Origin of the sequence: Lewinella sp. IMCC34191 (assembly GCF_003390935.1) — a bacterium.
Taxonomy (GTDB): Bacteria; Bacteroidota; Bacteroidia; order Chitinophagales; family Saprospiraceae; genus Neolewinella.
Window position 1 is genome coordinate 85,797 of record NZ_QNQZ01000011.1, and the last position, 15,910, is coordinate 101,706.

At 62.1% G+C, this 15,910-nt stretch carries 14 protein-coding genes; 4 read left to right on the top strand and 10 right to left on the bottom strand.

Features of this window, described 5'->3' with window-relative positions; translation table 11 throughout:
• Positions 1-132 precede the first annotated feature (132 nt).
• Positions 133-1,386 carry a 3-phosphoshikimate 1-carboxyvinyltransferase gene (locus tag DRW39_RS18825; RefSeq protein WP_116108634.1) on the bottom strand — a complete coding sequence of 418 codons (1,254 nt, stop codon included), beginning with the start codon at positions 1,384-1,386 and terminating at the stop codon, positions 133-135.
• Positions 1,387-1,413: 27 nt separating this feature from the next.
• A complete protein-coding gene (locus tag DRW39_RS18830; protein WP_157976219.1) occupies positions 1,414-2,592 on the bottom strand; it encodes a T9SS type A sorting domain-containing protein in 1,179 nt (392 codons plus the stop codon).
• A 311-nt stretch (positions 2,593-2,903) separates the two neighbouring features.
• Between DRW39_RS18830 and DRW39_RS18835 the strand changes: the two genes are divergently transcribed.
• The 3 genes from DRW39_RS18835 to DRW39_RS18845 all read left to right on the top strand — a co-directional run bounded on the left by DRW39_RS18835 (position 2,904) and on the right by DRW39_RS18845 (position 5,474).
• On the top strand, positions 2,904-3,137 hold the full coding sequence (locus tag DRW39_RS18835; protein WP_116108636.1) for a hypothetical protein: 234 nt from the start codon (positions 2,904-2,906) through the stop codon (positions 3,135-3,137).
• Between the two features lie 110 nt (positions 3,138-3,247).
• A complete protein-coding gene (locus tag DRW39_RS18840; RefSeq protein WP_232830194.1) occupies positions 3,248-4,432 on the top strand; it encodes a PAS domain-containing sensor histidine kinase in 1,185 nt (394 codons plus the stop codon).
• Complete coding sequence (locus tag DRW39_RS18845; protein WP_116108638.1) at positions 4,425-5,474, top strand: response regulator; 1,050 nt, start codon at positions 4,425-4,427, stop codon at positions 5,472-5,474. Before DRW39_RS18840 ends, DRW39_RS18845 begins: the two co-directional genes overlap by 8 nt.
• Here DRW39_RS18845 and DRW39_RS18850 read toward each other — a convergent pair.
• The 7 genes from DRW39_RS18850 to DRW39_RS18880 form a co-directional block, all read right to left on the bottom strand.
• A complete protein-coding gene (locus tag DRW39_RS18850; RefSeq protein WP_116108639.1) occupies positions 5,455-6,219 on the bottom strand; it encodes a hypothetical protein in 765 nt (254 codons plus the stop codon). The genes DRW39_RS18845 and DRW39_RS18850 overlap by 20 nt on opposite strands.
• On the bottom strand, positions 6,209-7,114 hold the full coding sequence (locus tag DRW39_RS18855; protein ID WP_116108640.1) for a universal stress protein: 906 nt from the start codon (positions 7,112-7,114) through the stop codon (positions 6,209-6,211). The genes DRW39_RS18850 and DRW39_RS18855 overlap by 11 nt, the downstream gene beginning before the upstream one ends.
• Positions 7,115-7,175: 61 nt before the next feature.
• The gene (locus DRW39_RS18860) at positions 7,176-8,069 is read right to left on the bottom strand and encodes a universal stress protein (protein ID WP_116108641.1); all 894 of its coding nucleotides are present in this window, start codon (positions 8,067-8,069) and stop codon (positions 7,176-7,178) included.
• An 11-nt stretch (positions 8,070-8,080) separates the two neighbouring features.
• On the bottom strand, positions 8,081-8,830 hold the full coding sequence (locus DRW39_RS18865) for a hypothetical protein (RefSeq protein WP_116108642.1): 750 nt from the start codon (positions 8,828-8,830) through the stop codon (positions 8,081-8,083).
• A gap of 1 nt (position 8,831) precedes the next feature.
• Positions 8,832-9,641, bottom strand: a complete 810-nt coding sequence (locus DRW39_RS18870; protein ID WP_116108643.1) for a universal stress protein — start codon at positions 9,639-9,641, stop codon at positions 8,832-8,834.
• Positions 9,642-9,865: 224 nt separating this feature from the next.
• Complete coding sequence (locus DRW39_RS18875; RefSeq protein ID WP_116108644.1) at positions 9,866-12,217, bottom strand: phosphoketolase; 2,352 nt, start codon at positions 12,215-12,217, stop codon at positions 9,866-9,868.
• Between the two features lie 9 nt (positions 12,218-12,226).
• A complete protein-coding gene (locus tag DRW39_RS18880; RefSeq protein ID WP_116108645.1) occupies positions 12,227-13,339 on the bottom strand; it encodes a DUF6920 family protein in 1,113 nt (370 codons plus the stop codon).
• Positions 13,340-13,471: 132 nt separating this feature from the next.
• Here DRW39_RS18880 and hemN point away from each other — a divergent pair, with 132 nt between their 5' ends.
• A complete protein-coding gene (hemN, locus tag DRW39_RS18885) occupies positions 13,472-14,821 on the top strand; it encodes an oxygen-independent coproporphyrinogen III oxidase (RefSeq protein ID WP_116108646.1) in 1,350 nt (449 codons plus the stop codon).
• Between the two features lie 166 nt (positions 14,822-14,987).
• Here the strand turns inward: hemN and DRW39_RS18890 are convergent, their stop codons facing one another.
• Positions 14,988-15,905, bottom strand: coding sequence for a DUF808 domain-containing protein (locus DRW39_RS18890; protein WP_116108647.1), 918 nt, complete (start codon positions 15,903-15,905; stop codon positions 14,988-14,990).
• Between the last annotated feature and the right edge of the window lie 5 nt (positions 15,906-15,910).

Below are 15,910 nucleotides of genomic sequence, written 5' to 3' on the forward strand. Positions count from 1 at the left end.
CCCCCCAGCGGCCCTGGCAGGGACGCCGCTGACCAGCGAGGTCTGCCGCAAGCGCCAGCGAGCAGAGGGCCTCGCGCCTCCCAACCAGCGAGCGGAGGGCCTCGCGAAAATGCCCCCCAATCGCCTACCCCATTAAACCGCCGCGATCCCCAGGGCAGCCAAGTCCTTCCAAAAATCCGGATAGCTCTTCTCCACCACCTCGGGATCTTCGAATCGCACCGAATGCAGCAACGCCAGCGGGGCCAGCGCCATCGCCATCCGGTGATCGTGGTAGGTGGAAAAGGTGGGCGTGCCGGCGGCAAAGTCCGCTTTTCCTTCCTGGGCGAAGTACTGAATACCGGTTTTACCCGCCATACGGGGTGGAATTTTATAGAGCGACACCCCGACTTTCCCAAGCTCGGCCTTCATGGCCTTTACCCGATCGGTTTCCTTGATAAAGAGCGTTTGCAATCCGGAGTAGAGCCCCTGCACCCCCAGGCCGGCACAGGTGGCCATAACGGTTTGGGCAATGTCCGGGCACTCCACGAAATCGTGCTCGAAGAGGGGCGGTGGCGGGGTACCGGCCGGCTTGGTAAGGTGGATGCCCTCCCGGGTAAAGGTTGTCGTCACCCCAAATTCTTCGTAGAGCTTGTTAACGACGGCGTCGCCCTGCAGGCTATTCTCGAAAAGCCCGTCGACGCGGAGGTCGGCCTCTTCGGCCAGCGCGGCCAGGCTGTAGTAGTAGCTGGCCGCCGACCAGTCCGCCTCCACCGTGAAGGCTTTGGCCTGGTAAACCTGGGGGTTTACGACGATGGTCTGCCCCTCCCAGTGGTGACGCACGCCGAAGTGTTCCATCAGCGCCAGGGTCATACGGATGTACGGCATACTGACGATCTCCCCCTCGAGGGTAAGTTTCAGGCCCGTGGGCAGCGTAGGGGCCAGCATCAGCAGGCTGGAGATGTACTGGCTGCTGGTATCGGCGGCGATGCTGACGCGGTCGCTTTTATCCAGGGCGCTGTAGCCGATGCGGAGGGGCGGATAGCCGTCCTTTTCCGCGTATTCGATGTCGGCGCCGAGGGTCCGCAGCGCGTCCACGAGAATGCCGATCGGGCGCTCCTTCATGCGCTGACTGCCGGTCAGCAACTGACTACCCTGTCGGCGGCAGAGATAGCCCGTGAGGAAGCGGTAGGTGGTGCCGGCGGGTCCGCAGTCCAGTACCTCTTCGTCTGATTCCAGGAGCTGCTGCATCCGGACGGTATCGTCGGCGGCGGCCAGCCGGTCGATCTCAAAACCGCCGGGTGTAAGGGCGCGGATAAGGAGGGCGCGGTTGGCGATGGATTTGGAACCGGTGAGGCGGAGGTGGCCGCGGAGGGGTCCGCCGGGGTAAGCGATTTCTAGGGAATTCATGTGGGCCAAAGGTAAGTAGAGGACTCGCTAACCTAGCTTGCATACGCGATACGGCCGGCCGCCTACGACCACCACGTAGCAACCGGTGGGCAAGCTTCGGAAATCCAACCGAAAGCGCGTCGGTGTCTCCCTTCGTACCGTCAGTCTGTCACCGACGCGCTGACCGCCGTCGCTCCGAACGACTATCTCCGCAGCTACGTAGGGGAAAGCCGTCGTGACGGTTACGAAGTCGGTCGTTGGATTCGGGTATATGGCCACCCCATCGGGGTGCGGCATCATCACCGAACGTACCGGGGAGTAGGAAGAAGTCCCATCGTAATCGAATTGCTCCAGTCGGTAGTAATTGATTCCCGGCCGGGGGGCATCGTCCTGGCTTCGGTACTCCTGCCGCTCCGGGGTTGACCCGCTCCCCGCCATACTGTCGATTGCACGCCAGCTCGACCCGTCGGTACTTCTTTGCACCAGAAAGTAATCATTATTGACCTCGGCACCCGTAGTCCACGCCAGGGCAACGGCGGTCTCCCCCCGGGGTTGGGCGGTGAAGGTTTCCCAAAGCACCGGCAGCGCCGACGCTAGCTCCACGATCGTGAAGTTATCCAGCACGGCATTTTGAGTTCCACTCCCGTCCATGTCGACCCCGATGGTCAGGTCACCGTCTCCGACCCAGTACAGGTTCCGGCCGGGCGTGGCCGCGGACGTCCACACGGTGACACCGTCTTTATAAAGCGTACCGATCCCCGATACGGGTTCGTACCGGAAGCGGTACGTACGGTATACGTCATCGTTTTCAATCTCGAAGGTCGGCGACGTTATCGTTTGGCTTCCGCCGGCTCCGTCGCTGACTCGGTACTGGACGTTCAGACCGCCGTTCCCTAAATAGAAATTGTTCCGGCGCAACACGGTGTACACCGTTTCGTCCCGTTGGTAGTCGAAGGAAATGTCTATGCCACCTACGTTATACAGGGGGGCGTCCGCGAGGACCAGGTCAAGATTCTGCTTCGTGGACGTCTGACTCACGGCCAGTCCCCGGGTATTGCCGTCCAGCCGGAGCTTTGTCGCCGCCAGGTTCCCGATGGAGGCGGCGTCCGGTCCGATTTCGGAAATCTTGGGATCGGTAGCCTCCCAGTTGAAGTACAGAATCGTGTTTTGTCCGATCAGGGGGCAAAGAGGCAGGAAAAGCGGGATCAAAAGCAGCAGTAAGCGCACGAATTTTAGCAGTTGCACCCGGCGGAGTCCAAATATATAGTCGGGCAGTGTCTCAGGTTTTTGGGTCTAGCCTACCGGTCGCGATAGCTTGTCCACCAACGGATCGGGGTCGGTAGGTTCAGGTTTCGGATCACAAATATAAGATCATATTAATATCTCCTGAATAAGACCCAAGACTGCCACGAACGGCAAAGGGCCTTGATTCGGGTATGCGGAATACCCTGATCGCAATCATCGCCTGCGGTGATGTACGTCAGGGAATAGGGTTCGCGCGCCCTGGATATTTGTACCATCACCAATCGAAAACAGCCATGCGCTTCTACGCCATCACCTTCGACAAAGTCGTCATCCGTTTTTACCTCATGATGGGGGTCGTCCTGCTGGGCATGTTCAGCGGCTACTACGCGATCGCCCTGCTGGCGCTGCCCATCTTTCTCAGCGCTATTCTGGGCGTTAGCTTCCGGGCAGAAACAACCGCAGCCACTGAATCCAAGGTATTGCCGATGGCTGCCGCCAGGGAAAGCAGCCTGGAAAAAGCCGCGTAAACTTTTCAGTAGCCTCACTTGACACGGGGCGGCTACCTGGCGGAGACGCCACCTACGCCGCCCCGCTTTCTTACCTTCACCCACGGTCAACATCGGAAATGACACCGCCCATGGATCAGGAAGACGGACGCAGGCTACGAGCTCTATTCGAGATGGCTACCGACGGCATCATCACGATGAACGGTCGTGGCATCATCGAAAACGCCAACCCCGCCGCGGCCGAGCTCTTCGGCTACGCCGTCACCGAGATGCTGGGGCAGAAGGTCAATACGCTCATGGGCGACCACGACCGCCAGCACCACGACGGCTACCTGCAGCGCTACCAGCGCACCCGCGATCCCCACATCATCGGTATCGGACGGGAAGTTATCGGGCGCCGGAAAAACGGCGAACACTTCCCCCTGCGGCTGGCGGTGAGTGAAATAAAGCTCGATAATGGCGTGCTCTATACCGGTATCCTGCACGACCTCACCGATTTTCGGCGGGCGCAGGAAGAAGTGATCGAACTGAACCGCGAGCTGGAAAACAAGGTGAGCGAACGTACCGCCACCCTGCGCGCCCGCGAAAAGGAACTGAAGCGGGCCCTGGGGCGGGAGCGGGAGCTCAATGAATTAAAGAGCCGCTTTCTCAGCATGGCCAGTCACGAGTTCAAGACCCCCCTGAGCACCGTGCTCAGCTCGGCGGAAATCATCGAACTGTACCAGAGTGCCGACCAGCAGCCCAAGCGACTGCGCCACCTCGACCGCATAAAAGCGGCCGTCAGCCAGCTCACCGAAGTGCTGGACGACTTCCTTTCCCTCTCCCAGCTGGAGCAGGGAAAAGTAGCCGTCATTATGCAACCCGTTGACGTCCGTGCCCTACTGGCCACCAGCATCGAGAGCAGCGAGGGCCAACTGCAGGCCGGCCAGCGGATCCTTATGGAAGTGGACGAATCCGTCACTTCCCTGCACAGCGATCCCAAACTCCTGCGCCACGTACTGATGAATCTCATCTCCAATGCCGGGAAGTATTCCCCCGAGAATGCGTCCATCACCGTCCGGGCGCAAAATAAGGGGGCGCGGATCCTGCTATCTGTGGAAGACCACGGTATCGGTATCCCCGAGGCGGACCGGGAACACCTATTCGATCGCTTCTTCCGCGCGGGTAACGTCGAAAATATAAAGGGTACCGGTCTCGGCCTCAACATCGTGCACCACTACGTGGACCTCCTCGCAGGCAACGTCGCGTTCAGTAGCGACCTCGGCCGGGGAACCACCTTCACGGTCTCGCTCCCCAATCCACCCGCCCATGAATAAAGCCTCCATCCTGATCATCGAAGACAACGGGGAAGTACGCGAAAATCTCGCCGAGATCTTGGAACTTTACGGCTACGAGGTGGCCACCGCCAACCACGGACTGGAGGGGGTAAAGGCGGCCCTGAATCAGCCACCCGACCTCATCCTCTGTGACGTCATGATGCCCGAACTCGATGGCTACGGCGTGCTCAATTTACTCTCCGAGAACCCGCTGACCGCCGCCATCCCCTTCGTCTTCATCACCGCGCGCACGGAAAAGGAAGACATTCGGCGCGGGATGAACCTCGGCGCCGATGACTATATCACCAAACCCTTCTACAAGGACGAATTACTCCAGGTGATCCGTACGCGACTCAAGAAGGCCGCGAACAGCGCGAAAGGTTCCCCCGAAGTGGCTACCCCCCACCTCCGCGATGCCGGCAGGGGCCGGGAACGCCTCCTGGAGGCCTTCGCCGCCGCGGGTAACTCCGCTACCTACGAAGCGGGGGAAACGATCGCGCGGGACGGTGACCGTGTCCACTTCCTCTACCTGATCGAAGAAGGCCGCGTCCACCTCTCCCGCACCCATGAATACGGTCGGGATTACATCATCGCCGATCGTGGACCCGGCGACATCTTCGGCACCGCCTCCCTCCTCGAACGTATCCCGCTGTACTATACCGCCCGCGCCGCCAGCCACTCGGTACGCTGTGCCCGGCTACCGGCCACCCAGCTCCTCGACCTGGTCAACCGCGACCGGAACGTAGCGGAAGCCCTCATGCACGTACTGGCCGGTGAGGCGGTGGAACGCTCCGACCGATTGGTACAGCAAGCTTACGACAGCGTCCGGCGGCGCACCGCCCTGATTCTGTGCGACCTCCACGAGCGGTACCGGGAAGCCCCGATCGAATTGTCCCGCGACGAGCTGGCCCAGATGGTCGGCACCACCAAGGAGAGCGTGATCCGGGCGCTATCCGATTTTCGCCGCGACGACCTGATCGAAACGGACGGCAAGGAGATCCGGCTGCTGCATCCGGAGAAGCTCAAAGGCTTATCGGTGTAGAAAGAGCTTTATCCTCTTCGGGTGGAAGCTCGTCTTTCCCCGCCCCTTCCGTCCCGAAGTGGCCAATCACCCCCCACACCGCTTCGGTCGTACGCTCCATCAACTGCCGATCGGGCATCTCGCCGCGGTCAAGGTGGTCGGACAGTTCGCCCAGGTGCCCGTCCAGGACGGCGTGCGAGGCGAGAAAAGCCTGGGGGTGACGGGATAATTCGGGATAGAGAAAGGCATCGGGGCGCAGGTGGCTCACCTGTTTCCATTCCCTCAGTGCCCCTATGAGCAAGGCGACCCGCTCCGTTTCCAGGGCATCCGGTTGGTGGACCAACTCCAGCCACGCCATCAGGAAGTCGTAGACCTGAATTACGTACAGCTCGTCGGTGACGGGAGGGTCGGCCGCCCGGAGCTCGTAGACCGCCCGGTCCAGTTGCACGGATGCCTGGTCCAGATCACCGGCGCCAACGAAGGCGAAGGCTTCCAGAAAGGTGCATTCGGCCCGATTAAGGCGGAACGAGCGTTCCTCGGCGGCCACGTCACCCAGGGGCCGGTAGGCCAGAGCGCGGAGATTTCGTAGGCGCTCGTTCAGTCGCGCAGCGGCCGACCTCGCGGCTACCGTATCCGACCGTTCGAGATTGGAAAGCAGGTCGACGTAGGCCGCTTCGGCTTCCACGCCCGTTAGGAGCTGGTCTTCGGTGCAGGCCGTGCACAACAGGGCGGCCGCCAGCAGCGGAAGGAGTAGGTTACGCAACATGCTTAGGGGTGGTGTTTTGGTTTTTTCTTTCGCCGGTTGCCGGCACTTCGAATGTTTCGTGCAGTACCAGCACGGGGCGGGTGGACCGTTGGGCGAGATCCTGGGTGAGCGTGGCCCGTAGGAGGGCTTGCCAGTGGCGGCGGGTCCGGTTGAAGATCACGATCAGGTCCGCGTCTATCCGATCGGCGTAGGTCAGCAGCCCCTGGCTGATATCGTCCTGGTTCACGATCGCTACCCGGTAGGTGATTGCCGGATCGTCGGGATGGGCCGCCGCCCGATCCCCGAAGAAGGGCGATAAGGTCAGGATTTCCGCATCCGTCCGATGCACGTGTACCATGTGTAACCGGCTGCCGGACACCTCCGCTACCCGCGATAGTTCCGCGAACGGAAAGCTACCGGCGGTGCCCCGGTTATCCGCTACCACGATCTCCCCTACCGGACGGTAGGAATAGCCCGGAGGCACAATGAGAACGGGGCGGTTGCAGGTTTCGGATACCGTACTCGTCGTACTGCCGAGCCATTTACCAAGGAGGGAGGCGGAGCTACGCGCGGGCATCACGACGAGGTCGACGTCCGCTTCCCCGGCTCGTTTGCTTATGGCAACGGCCGGGCGGAGACTTACCCCGGTTTCGTAGGTGACCTCCACCCCCGTCGGTGGCTCTACGGCGGGCAGATCGCCACACCCCCGGTAGGCGAATTCCCGCAGCCGGGCCTCGAAGCTGCCCTGGATGCTACCGTCGCCACCGATGTAGAGATTGGCGCGGGGGTCGATCGATCCGCTGTAATAGTGTACCAGGATGACGTCCAGGCCCCGCGCCTTAGCGACGTGGAGGCCGTAGCGATAGGCATCGTGGGATGCCTGACTGAAATCGACGGGGATGAGAAGGTGCGACATGAGCCTGCGGTTTGATTTACCTAAAGTTCGGTCGCCGTTGGGGTCGCGCTACTGTTCGTCGTCACCGCTCCGAATGATCCGTATCATCGGCCTCATCGGTGGTGAAGGGAATGACCAGCAGGGGTAGCGTGCTTTTCCGTACTACCGGTGAGAGGTGATCGGTGTGGAAGAGGCGATTGAAAAAGGGCCGCCGTTTGCGCCCCACGACCAGGAGGTCGATTTGCCGTTCCCCTGTGTAGGACACCAGGCTGTCCACCACGTTCCCGGGGGGCAGCTCGTCGAACGCGTAGGTATAACTGGGAAAGTCCGGCCCGAAAGAGACCAGTACGAAATCCTCCGCTCGCTTTCGTTCGAGCGCCGCATCCCGGTCCCGGACGTGCACGTAGCGTACCGATGGATGGAGGCCCCGAATGAGGCGACGGAGAAGGGGCTTGAAAGTCCGCAGGTCCGCCGGCTCCTCGAAGGCAACCGCCAGCCGGTCCACCACGGGGTCGCCGTAGCCGCTGGGTATGAGGATCACCGGACAACCGCCGCGGGTGGCCAGGTTCCGGGCGACGCTACCAAAGATGCCCGGTGGTCGCAAGCCCTGCCCCGACCCTACCCCACCCATGACCACCAGGGCCGTATCGCTCCGTTCACTCAGCCCGAGTAAGGTAGCGGCCGGCACCCCCTCTACCGCACGGCAGCGTACCTCCGGCAGGGTTTCCAACCGGCCCTGGTACACCGCCATCACCGGGTCCGTATGCTTGTGGGCAAACGAACGAAGCTCGGCTTCCAGGCGGTGCTGCTCCCGTTCCCTGACGGGAACGCTCAGGGTCTGGGTGGCACTGACCAGGGCGTCGAAGACGTGAATCACCTCCAGGTCGAAATCCATTCCCTCCGCCAGGTAGGCGGCGAAACGCAGCGCGGCGGCGCTGGTAGCGGAAAAATCAACGGGGACTAGAATATGGGTCATGCTATGCTGTTTTACAGGTTTATGTCAGGCTTCGGGTAGTCGATCAATACGGCGACGTACTCCAGGAAGCGTAGCCGAACGGCCTCCGAGCTGGCGGTTGTCAGGGTGTGGTCTCCACGGGTGAGCAGCTCCCGGAAATGCTCCAGCTCCTCGTCTACCGCAAGAGCGGTACGTTCCGCGGCGGGGGCGGCCCGTCCGATACCGGGAAAAAGCACACCGCCCCGCCGCGAGGCCTGAGACCGGAATCCCTCCCAGGAGGTAAGCGCGAAGCGGAACGCATCTTCAAACTCCGACCATTCCACCAGGCACATCATCTGGTCGTGGCTGATCTCCTCCACCCAGTTCCACCTGTCGTCAAACTCGTACAGTAAGTCGGCCGGGTGGCGGTCGGCGTAGGGTTCCCGCAACTCGCGCAGCGTGGTGTGCAACTGGGCCAGTTGGAGATCGATCTGGCGGAAATTGCCCTGTCGTACGGCGGCATCCAGGCCATTCATCCATACTTCCGTTAGGCGCAGCGCCACTTTTTCCTCCTGGCTCAGCGTCATGCCGGCGTACTTGCGGTAGTTGCGCTGCCAGATCAACTGAGCCCCCCCGTTGAAAGCCGCCAGCGAGGAGGAATCCTGGCGTTCCGTGGCCACCCACACACCGATCAGCTCCCGTTCGAGGGGTTCCAGATCGACGAAAAAATCTTCCGTGCAGCGGAGGCATAATCCACCGAAGAGCAGGCTGAATAGTATAGTGGTAAAGGTGGTGCGAAGCATGCTATCGGGGCTTTTTCTCCTGCAGGATGAGGATGGGGACGGGGGAGGTGAAGACCGCCTTCCGGGTGGAGGAGGCGACTACCAGGCGGTTGAGCCAGCCCGAGCGCCGGTGGATCAGGGTGACCAGGTCGGCCCCCGTCTTGGCTACGAAGTCGCGAATGGCGCGGTCGGCGGTCGCTCCGTCGTCGAGCTGCACGTAGAAGTCGGTCGGGATGTCGGCCAGCAATTCCTTGAATTTCGGGTCGGGGAGTTCCCGCTCATCGTACTCCTGGTAGTGAAAGACCTGGAGCTCGTGCCCGCTGCGTTCGGCCAGGTGCAGCATGGGTTCCAGCACGTCGGTCCCGGAGGGCACCGTACTATCGGTCGCCCACACGATTTTTTCGGGTTTCCGGGGCTCGTATTCGAGGGGGACGGCCAGTATCGGCACGCTTACTTCCTCCATCAGCGAGGTGGTGGTGCTTCCGAAGAGGTTGACGGGCACGTAATGACGCCCCTGGCAGCCCATCACGATAAAGTCGATGCCCCGCTTCAGTACGATGCTCTTCAGTCGCGATACGGCATCCCCCAGCTGAACCTCGGTGTCGACCGTGAGGCCCTCGGCCCGCAGTTGGTCGGCCTGCTTTTCCAGCATTGCTTCCCCGTCCTCGTAGAGCTCGGCGCTGACCTCGCCCATCCGCATCGGGTCCATCGGCATAGAGTGTATATAGGCCAGGGTAACGGTTGCCCCGAACTCGCGGGCCAGCAGACGGCCGTAGGCAAGGGCGCGGTCGGCGGCGGCGCTGAAATCGGTAGGGATGAGGATATGTCGCATGATTAGTAGCGTTTTACCGGCGGCGGACGCCCGCTGCCTGCTTACGGTAAATATCACGGCGTGGACCGGTGCTCTCGCTGACCTGGATCATGGGTGGCGATGATCTTTACCGGTTAGTGAAAGGCATCTTACCTGCGCACCGCCGCCCCTTTGCCTTGTCCCGTTCGATTGTAGGGGCAGACTTCGCGCCTTCAGATTTTTGCGGCGGAGCGCAGGAATAAAGCTTATATCCAGGACCAGTCAGCCACCTCCGGCATGTCGACCCCGTGGCGGCGGATGTAAGCTTGGTGCGCCTGCAGCCTGGCCTCCATCTTCTCTTGCAACCTTAGCTCGGACGTACGCGGATCGGGAAGCCGCCGCAGTACGGCCAGCACCAGGTGGAAGCGATCCAGCTCGTTCACCACGGTCATATCGAAGGTCGTGGTGATGGTACCCTCCTCCCGGTAGCCGTGCACGTGCAGGTTGTTGTGATTGTACCGGCGGTAAACGAGGCGGTGAATGAGGAAGGGATAGCCATGGAAAGCGAAAACGATCGGCCGGTCACGGGTGAAAAGCGCATCGAAGTCCGCCTCCTCGAGCCCATGGGGGTGCAGGGTCGGTGACTGCAGCTTCATCAGATCGACGACGTTGACCACCCGCACTTTCAGTTCCGGAAGCTCCTCCCGGAGGATGCGGACGGCCGCCAGCGTCTCCAGGGTGGGCACGTCGCCACAGCACGCCATCACCACGTCGGGCTCGGTATCCAGATCGCAGCCGGCCCATTCCCAGCAGCCGATGCCGGTGGCGCAGTGGGCGCGGGCCGCCTCGATATCGAGCCACTGGTGGGAAGCGTACTTGCCGGCAATGACGACGTTGATGTAGTGGCGGCTGCGCTGGCAGTGGTCCCAGACCGACAGCAGGCAGTTGGCGTCGGGGGGTAAGTACACCCGCACAACCTCCGCCTTTTTATTGACCAGGTGATCGATAAAACCGGGATCCTGGTGGGTGAAGCCGTTGTGGGCCTGCTGCCAGACGTGGGAGGCCAGCAGGTAGTTGAGCGAAGCGATGGGCTTGCGCCAGGGGATATCATTGGTCAGCTTCAGCCACTTGGCGTGCTGGTTGACCATGGAATCCACGATGTGGATGAAGGCTTCGTAGCTGTTGAACAGGCCGTGGCGGCCCGTGAGCAGGTACCCTTCCAGCCAGCCCTGACACTGGTGCTCGCTGAGTACTTCCATCACGCGACCGTCGGCGGCCAGGAACTCATCGTTGGGGGTTACGGGCAACGCCCATTGCCGCTGCGTCACCTCGAAAACGGGCGCGAGGCGGTTGGAGAGCGTTTCGTCGGGACCGAAGATCCGGAAGTTGCGGCTACCGGCGTTGCGGCGGATGACTTCCCGCAGATAACCGGCCAGTACCTCGGTGTCGGCGGCCCGGACGCTTCCCGGGCGGGGGACGTCGACGGCCAGATCGGCGTAATCGGGCAGATCCAGTTCTTGGAGAAGGGCACCACCGTTCGTGTGGGGGTTGGACCCCATGCGGCGTTCGCCTTCGGGGGCGAGTGCCGCTAATTCGGGACGCAACGCCCCGCGGTCGTCGAAGAGTTCTTCCGGGCGGTAGGACTTCATCCACCGCTCCAGCTGGCGCAGGGCCTGGTCGTCACCGGTCTTCACGGTGATGGGCACCTGGTGGGCGCGAAAGCTCCCCTCGACCGGGTGGCCGTCCACTTCCTTGGGCCCGGTCCACCCCTTTGGGGTGCGCAGTACGATCATCGGCCAGCGGGGGCGGGCGGTGGCTCCCTCGTTACGGGCGCAGCGGCGGATGGTGAGGATCTCCGTGACGATGTCTTCAAGCACGTCGGCCAGGACCCGATGGACCGTCATGGGGTCGTCTCCTTCCACGTAGTAGGGCGTCCAGCCGTAACCCCGCAGCAGGTCGTCGAGCTCTTCGGTACTGATCCGGGCCAGGATGGTGGGGTTCGCGATCTTGTAACCGTTGAGGTGGAGGATCGGCAGCACGGTACCGTCGGTGGCCGGGTTCAGGAACTTATTGCCGTGCCAGGCCGTGGCTAGGGGGCCGGTTTCGGCTTCCCCGTCGCCGATCACGCAGGCGGCGATCAGGTCGGGGTTATCGAAGACCGCCCCGAAGGCATGGCTCAGCGAGTACCCCAGCTCCCCGCCCTCGTGAATGCTGCCCGGGCATTCCGGAGAGACGTGGCTGCCGATGCCGCCCGGGAAGGAAAACTGCCGGAAAAGCTTCCGCAGTCCGGCTTCATCCGGACTGATGTCCGGATATACTTCCGAATACGTACCCTCCAGGTAGGTACAGCCGACCATGGCCTGACCGGCGTGGCCGGGGCCGGAGATATAGAACATACTGAGGTCGTGCTCCCGGATGATGCGGTTGAGGTGCACGTACACCAGGTTTTGCCCCGGCGCGGACCCCCAGTGGCCCAGGACGGTAGGTTTCAGGTCCTCGTGGCGCAGCGGCCGGCGGAGCAAGGGGTTATCCCACAGATACATCTGCCCGACGGACAGGTAATTCGCCGCACGCCAGCAGGCATCCAGTAATTGCAGGTCTTCCCTGGAAATCTTCATAAGCGTGCTTTATTCGTGAAACTGAACGTCGGGCTGTCGGTTACGGGCCGTCGTGGTGCCGTGGCGGAGGTTCGTTACGGTGATGCGGAGCCAGGTCCACTTTTCTCCGTCGAGCATCCAGCTGGCCCGCAGTCGCGAAGGCACCCGTACGCCTTCGAAGGTTGTCCACCGATCAGCTTCGGCTATCCAGGGTTCCCGCTTTGCTTCCGGCCCGTGTTCCCGGTAGCGTTGCGCCTCGAAGCGGAGAAAATCTCCCTGCGGGGTAAAGGTGAATATGCCCGATGCCGATTGCTCTCCGCCGTAGACGGTAGCGCGTGCCCGTTCACTGTCCATTTCTTCCCATTCGATCCGGGAACTACGGGCGGCCGCCGGGAACCAGGCCAGTTCCGCAAGATAGCGTTGCAGGGCCGCCTCGTTTGCTTTTTCGTTCTGGCTGACCGCACTTACGGTCAGCAGACCGAAGAGGGACATGCGCAGGCTTGCTCCACCGGAATCAAGGGTATCGGTACCGAAAACCTCAACCAGCGGATTCAGCCGTACCCGCACCGACCAGTGAAAAGCGGGGCGGGAGGAGAGTATGAGTTGATCGGCCTCGGCGGCGTACCACTCGGTCTGTTCCGGTTTGAGTTTTATGGCCAGCTGCTGTTCGAGGCAGAGGTAAGCCGCCCGGTGGTGCTCCGCCCCACTGCGGCTTAACCAGCGATTGACCAGGGGCGGAAGATCGCGCTCGGCTTCGAGGTCGGAGGCATCGTCGACGAGCAACATCCTATTTCGCGCCCGCCGCGCTTGTCGGTCGAAGGTCCACGCCGCCTGACTGAGCAGGAGGCCCACCGCGAGTATCAGGTTGGCGATCGCACCGAAGGCCGCGTCCGTCCAGAAGCGGAAGATGAGGACCTGCGAGAGCACAATCCCCACGGTGGCTACCGTACGCCAGTGGCGGCGGCGCAGAACCAGCAGGAGGGCGGCGAGCAGAAGAATAGCCGCGACCGCGAGCCACCCCAGTCCCCAGGATCGGGGAATAAAGGTGGTGAAATCACCGGGGGAATAGCCGACAGCTGCCCCGAACCCCAATAAGTGGAGCAAGCCGTGACCGGTCAGGAAGAGGAGTAGCAGGGTTCGCATAGGCGTGAATTCTGCTACGAAGGTCGACCGCAATGGCCTCCCCCGGAGTGACATAAATCATCCCAGCGGCCAAAATGCATCACCGAAGCGGCGGCAGTCAGGGGCCCACCTTTGGAAAAAATTCGGCCCTCCGTGAGTCTTATCGAAAAGTACGACCGTCCGGTCCCCCGCTATACGAGCTATCCTACCGTGCCCTACTGGCAACCCACGGCGCCCGGAGCGGGAGCCTGGCTGGAGTCCATAAACCGTCGCCTTTCCGAAACGCGCGACATCAGCCTCTACCTGCACTTGCCCTTCTGCGAGCAGTTGTGTACCTACTGCGGCTGTCACAAACGGATCACGAAAAACCACGCCGTCGAGGAACCCTACGTCGATGCTTTACTTGCGGAGCTAAACCTCTACCTCCAGGAGCTTACGGAGTTGCCGCGGCTTCGGGAACTGCACCTGGGGGGCGGTACGCCTACCTTCTTTGGTCCGGACGCCCTGGCACGCCTGGTCGACGGCATCCTGGAACGGCTCCCGGTGGCCGACGATCACAGCTTCGGCTTCGAAGCCCACCCGTCGACCACTACGGCGGACCACCTCACCACCCTGGCCGCCCGGGGCTTCCGCCGTGTCAGCCTGGGCGTCCAGGACTTCAACCCCGAGATCCTACGGCTCATTAACCGGCGACAAACCGAGGAGGGTATTGCCCGCACCGTGTGCAATGCGCAGCTGGCCGGCTACGATTCCATCAACTTCGACCTGATCTACGGCCTGCCGCGGCAGCAAGTCCATGACATTCGCTATTCGGTGGAAAAAGTCCGCGAATTCCAACCGGACCGGATCGCCTTCTACGGTTACGCGCACGTACCCTGGCACAGTCCCGGACAGCGGGCCTACTCCGAGGCCGATCTGCCCCGGGGTACGCAGCGTTGGCAGCTCTGCCAGACGGGGCGGCGGCTCCTGCAGGAGTCCGGGTACACGGACATCGGCCTGGATCATTTCTCCCTCCCCGACGACGACCTGGCTATAGCCCACCGAGACGGTCGGCTCCACCGGAATTTCATGGGCTACACCACGGCCAATACGCCGGTTACCCTGGCCCTCGGTTGCTCGGCCATCGGCGACAGCTGGGATATGTACGTACAGAATGAAAAGAAAGTGGAAGCCTACCAGAAGGCGGTCTTGCTCGAACGGCGCCTGCCCATTATCAAGGGTCACGCCCTGGCCGCCGCGGATACGGTGGTTCGCCGCCACATTCTCAACCTCATGTGCCAGGGCTTCACGGACTGGAACGAGGAAAGCCTCCGCTGCCCGGCCATCGACCGCGCGGTGCTGCACTGGAACGACATGGCCCTGGACGGGCTGGTCCGCCGGTCGCCCTACCGCGTGGAGGTTACCAAAACGGGTATGGGCTACCTGCGCAATATTTGCCTGCCCCTCGACGACTACTACTGGGCGCGGAACCCGACCACCGCCACCTTCAGCCGGGCCATATGAGTTTATCTATCCTTTAGTCGCCGGTCCGGGCCAGCTATACCTCCCGCGCAGAGGAGAGCGTACGGCCGCCGTGCTCCGGCGTTACCGGGGAATCACTACCGCCCTTCCCGGCCGGTCGGTCCAGTTGAGGAACCAGCGTTTCCGGCCGTGCGTCATTGGGTACCGCTTAGAACACCCGACGCACCAGCGTCACCACCTGTGCAATGATGGCCCCGATCACCACCCCGCCCAGCGCGCTGATGGTCACCTTGACCAGCCAGCCGAGTACGGGTATGTGCGACAGCGACTCCACCAGATCGTCGAGCGCGTGGCCGACCGGGGGAATGCCGTGGGCGATGATCTCCGCCCCGACCCACAACATGGCCGCCGTACCGACGTAGCCGAGGATCTTCAGAAAGAGCGGCATGAACTTCACTATACCCTGCCCGAACGACCGAAAGCTGGCGTTTTTGCTGGTTTTGGCTATGTGTACGCCGATGTCGTCGGCCTTCACGATCAGGCCCACGAAACCGTAGACGGCCACCGTGATGAATACCGCGACGGCGAGCATGATGATGATCTGGTTGAGCAGGTCCTGCTCGGCCACCGTGGAATAAGTGATGGCCACGATCTCGGAGGAGAGGATCATATCCGTGCGCACCGCCCCCTTCACGCGTGCCGCTTCCAACTCCTCGGCGGTGACCACCCGCTCGGCCGCCGCCGCCTCCGCGCCCTCCGGTCCGTGGTGGGGAAAGAACAGGGAGTGCACCTTCTCGTAGCCCTCGAAGCACAGGTACGCCCCGCCGAGCATCAGGATCGGCGTGATCGCCCAGGGGGCAAAGAACCCCAGCAGGAGAGCCGCCGGGCTCAGGATAAAGACCTTGTTGATCAGTGACTTCTTCGCGATCTGGTAAATGATCGATAGTTCCCGCGACGGATCCAGCCCGACCACGTATTTGGGGGTCACCGCCGTATCGTCAATGACTATGCCGGACACCTTACCCGTGGTCTTCGCTACCTGGGCGGGCACGTCGTCCAGGCTCGCCGCGCTGGCCTTAACCAATGCGGAAACGTCGTCCAGTAATGCGAGAAGTCCGGTCGCCATATGCG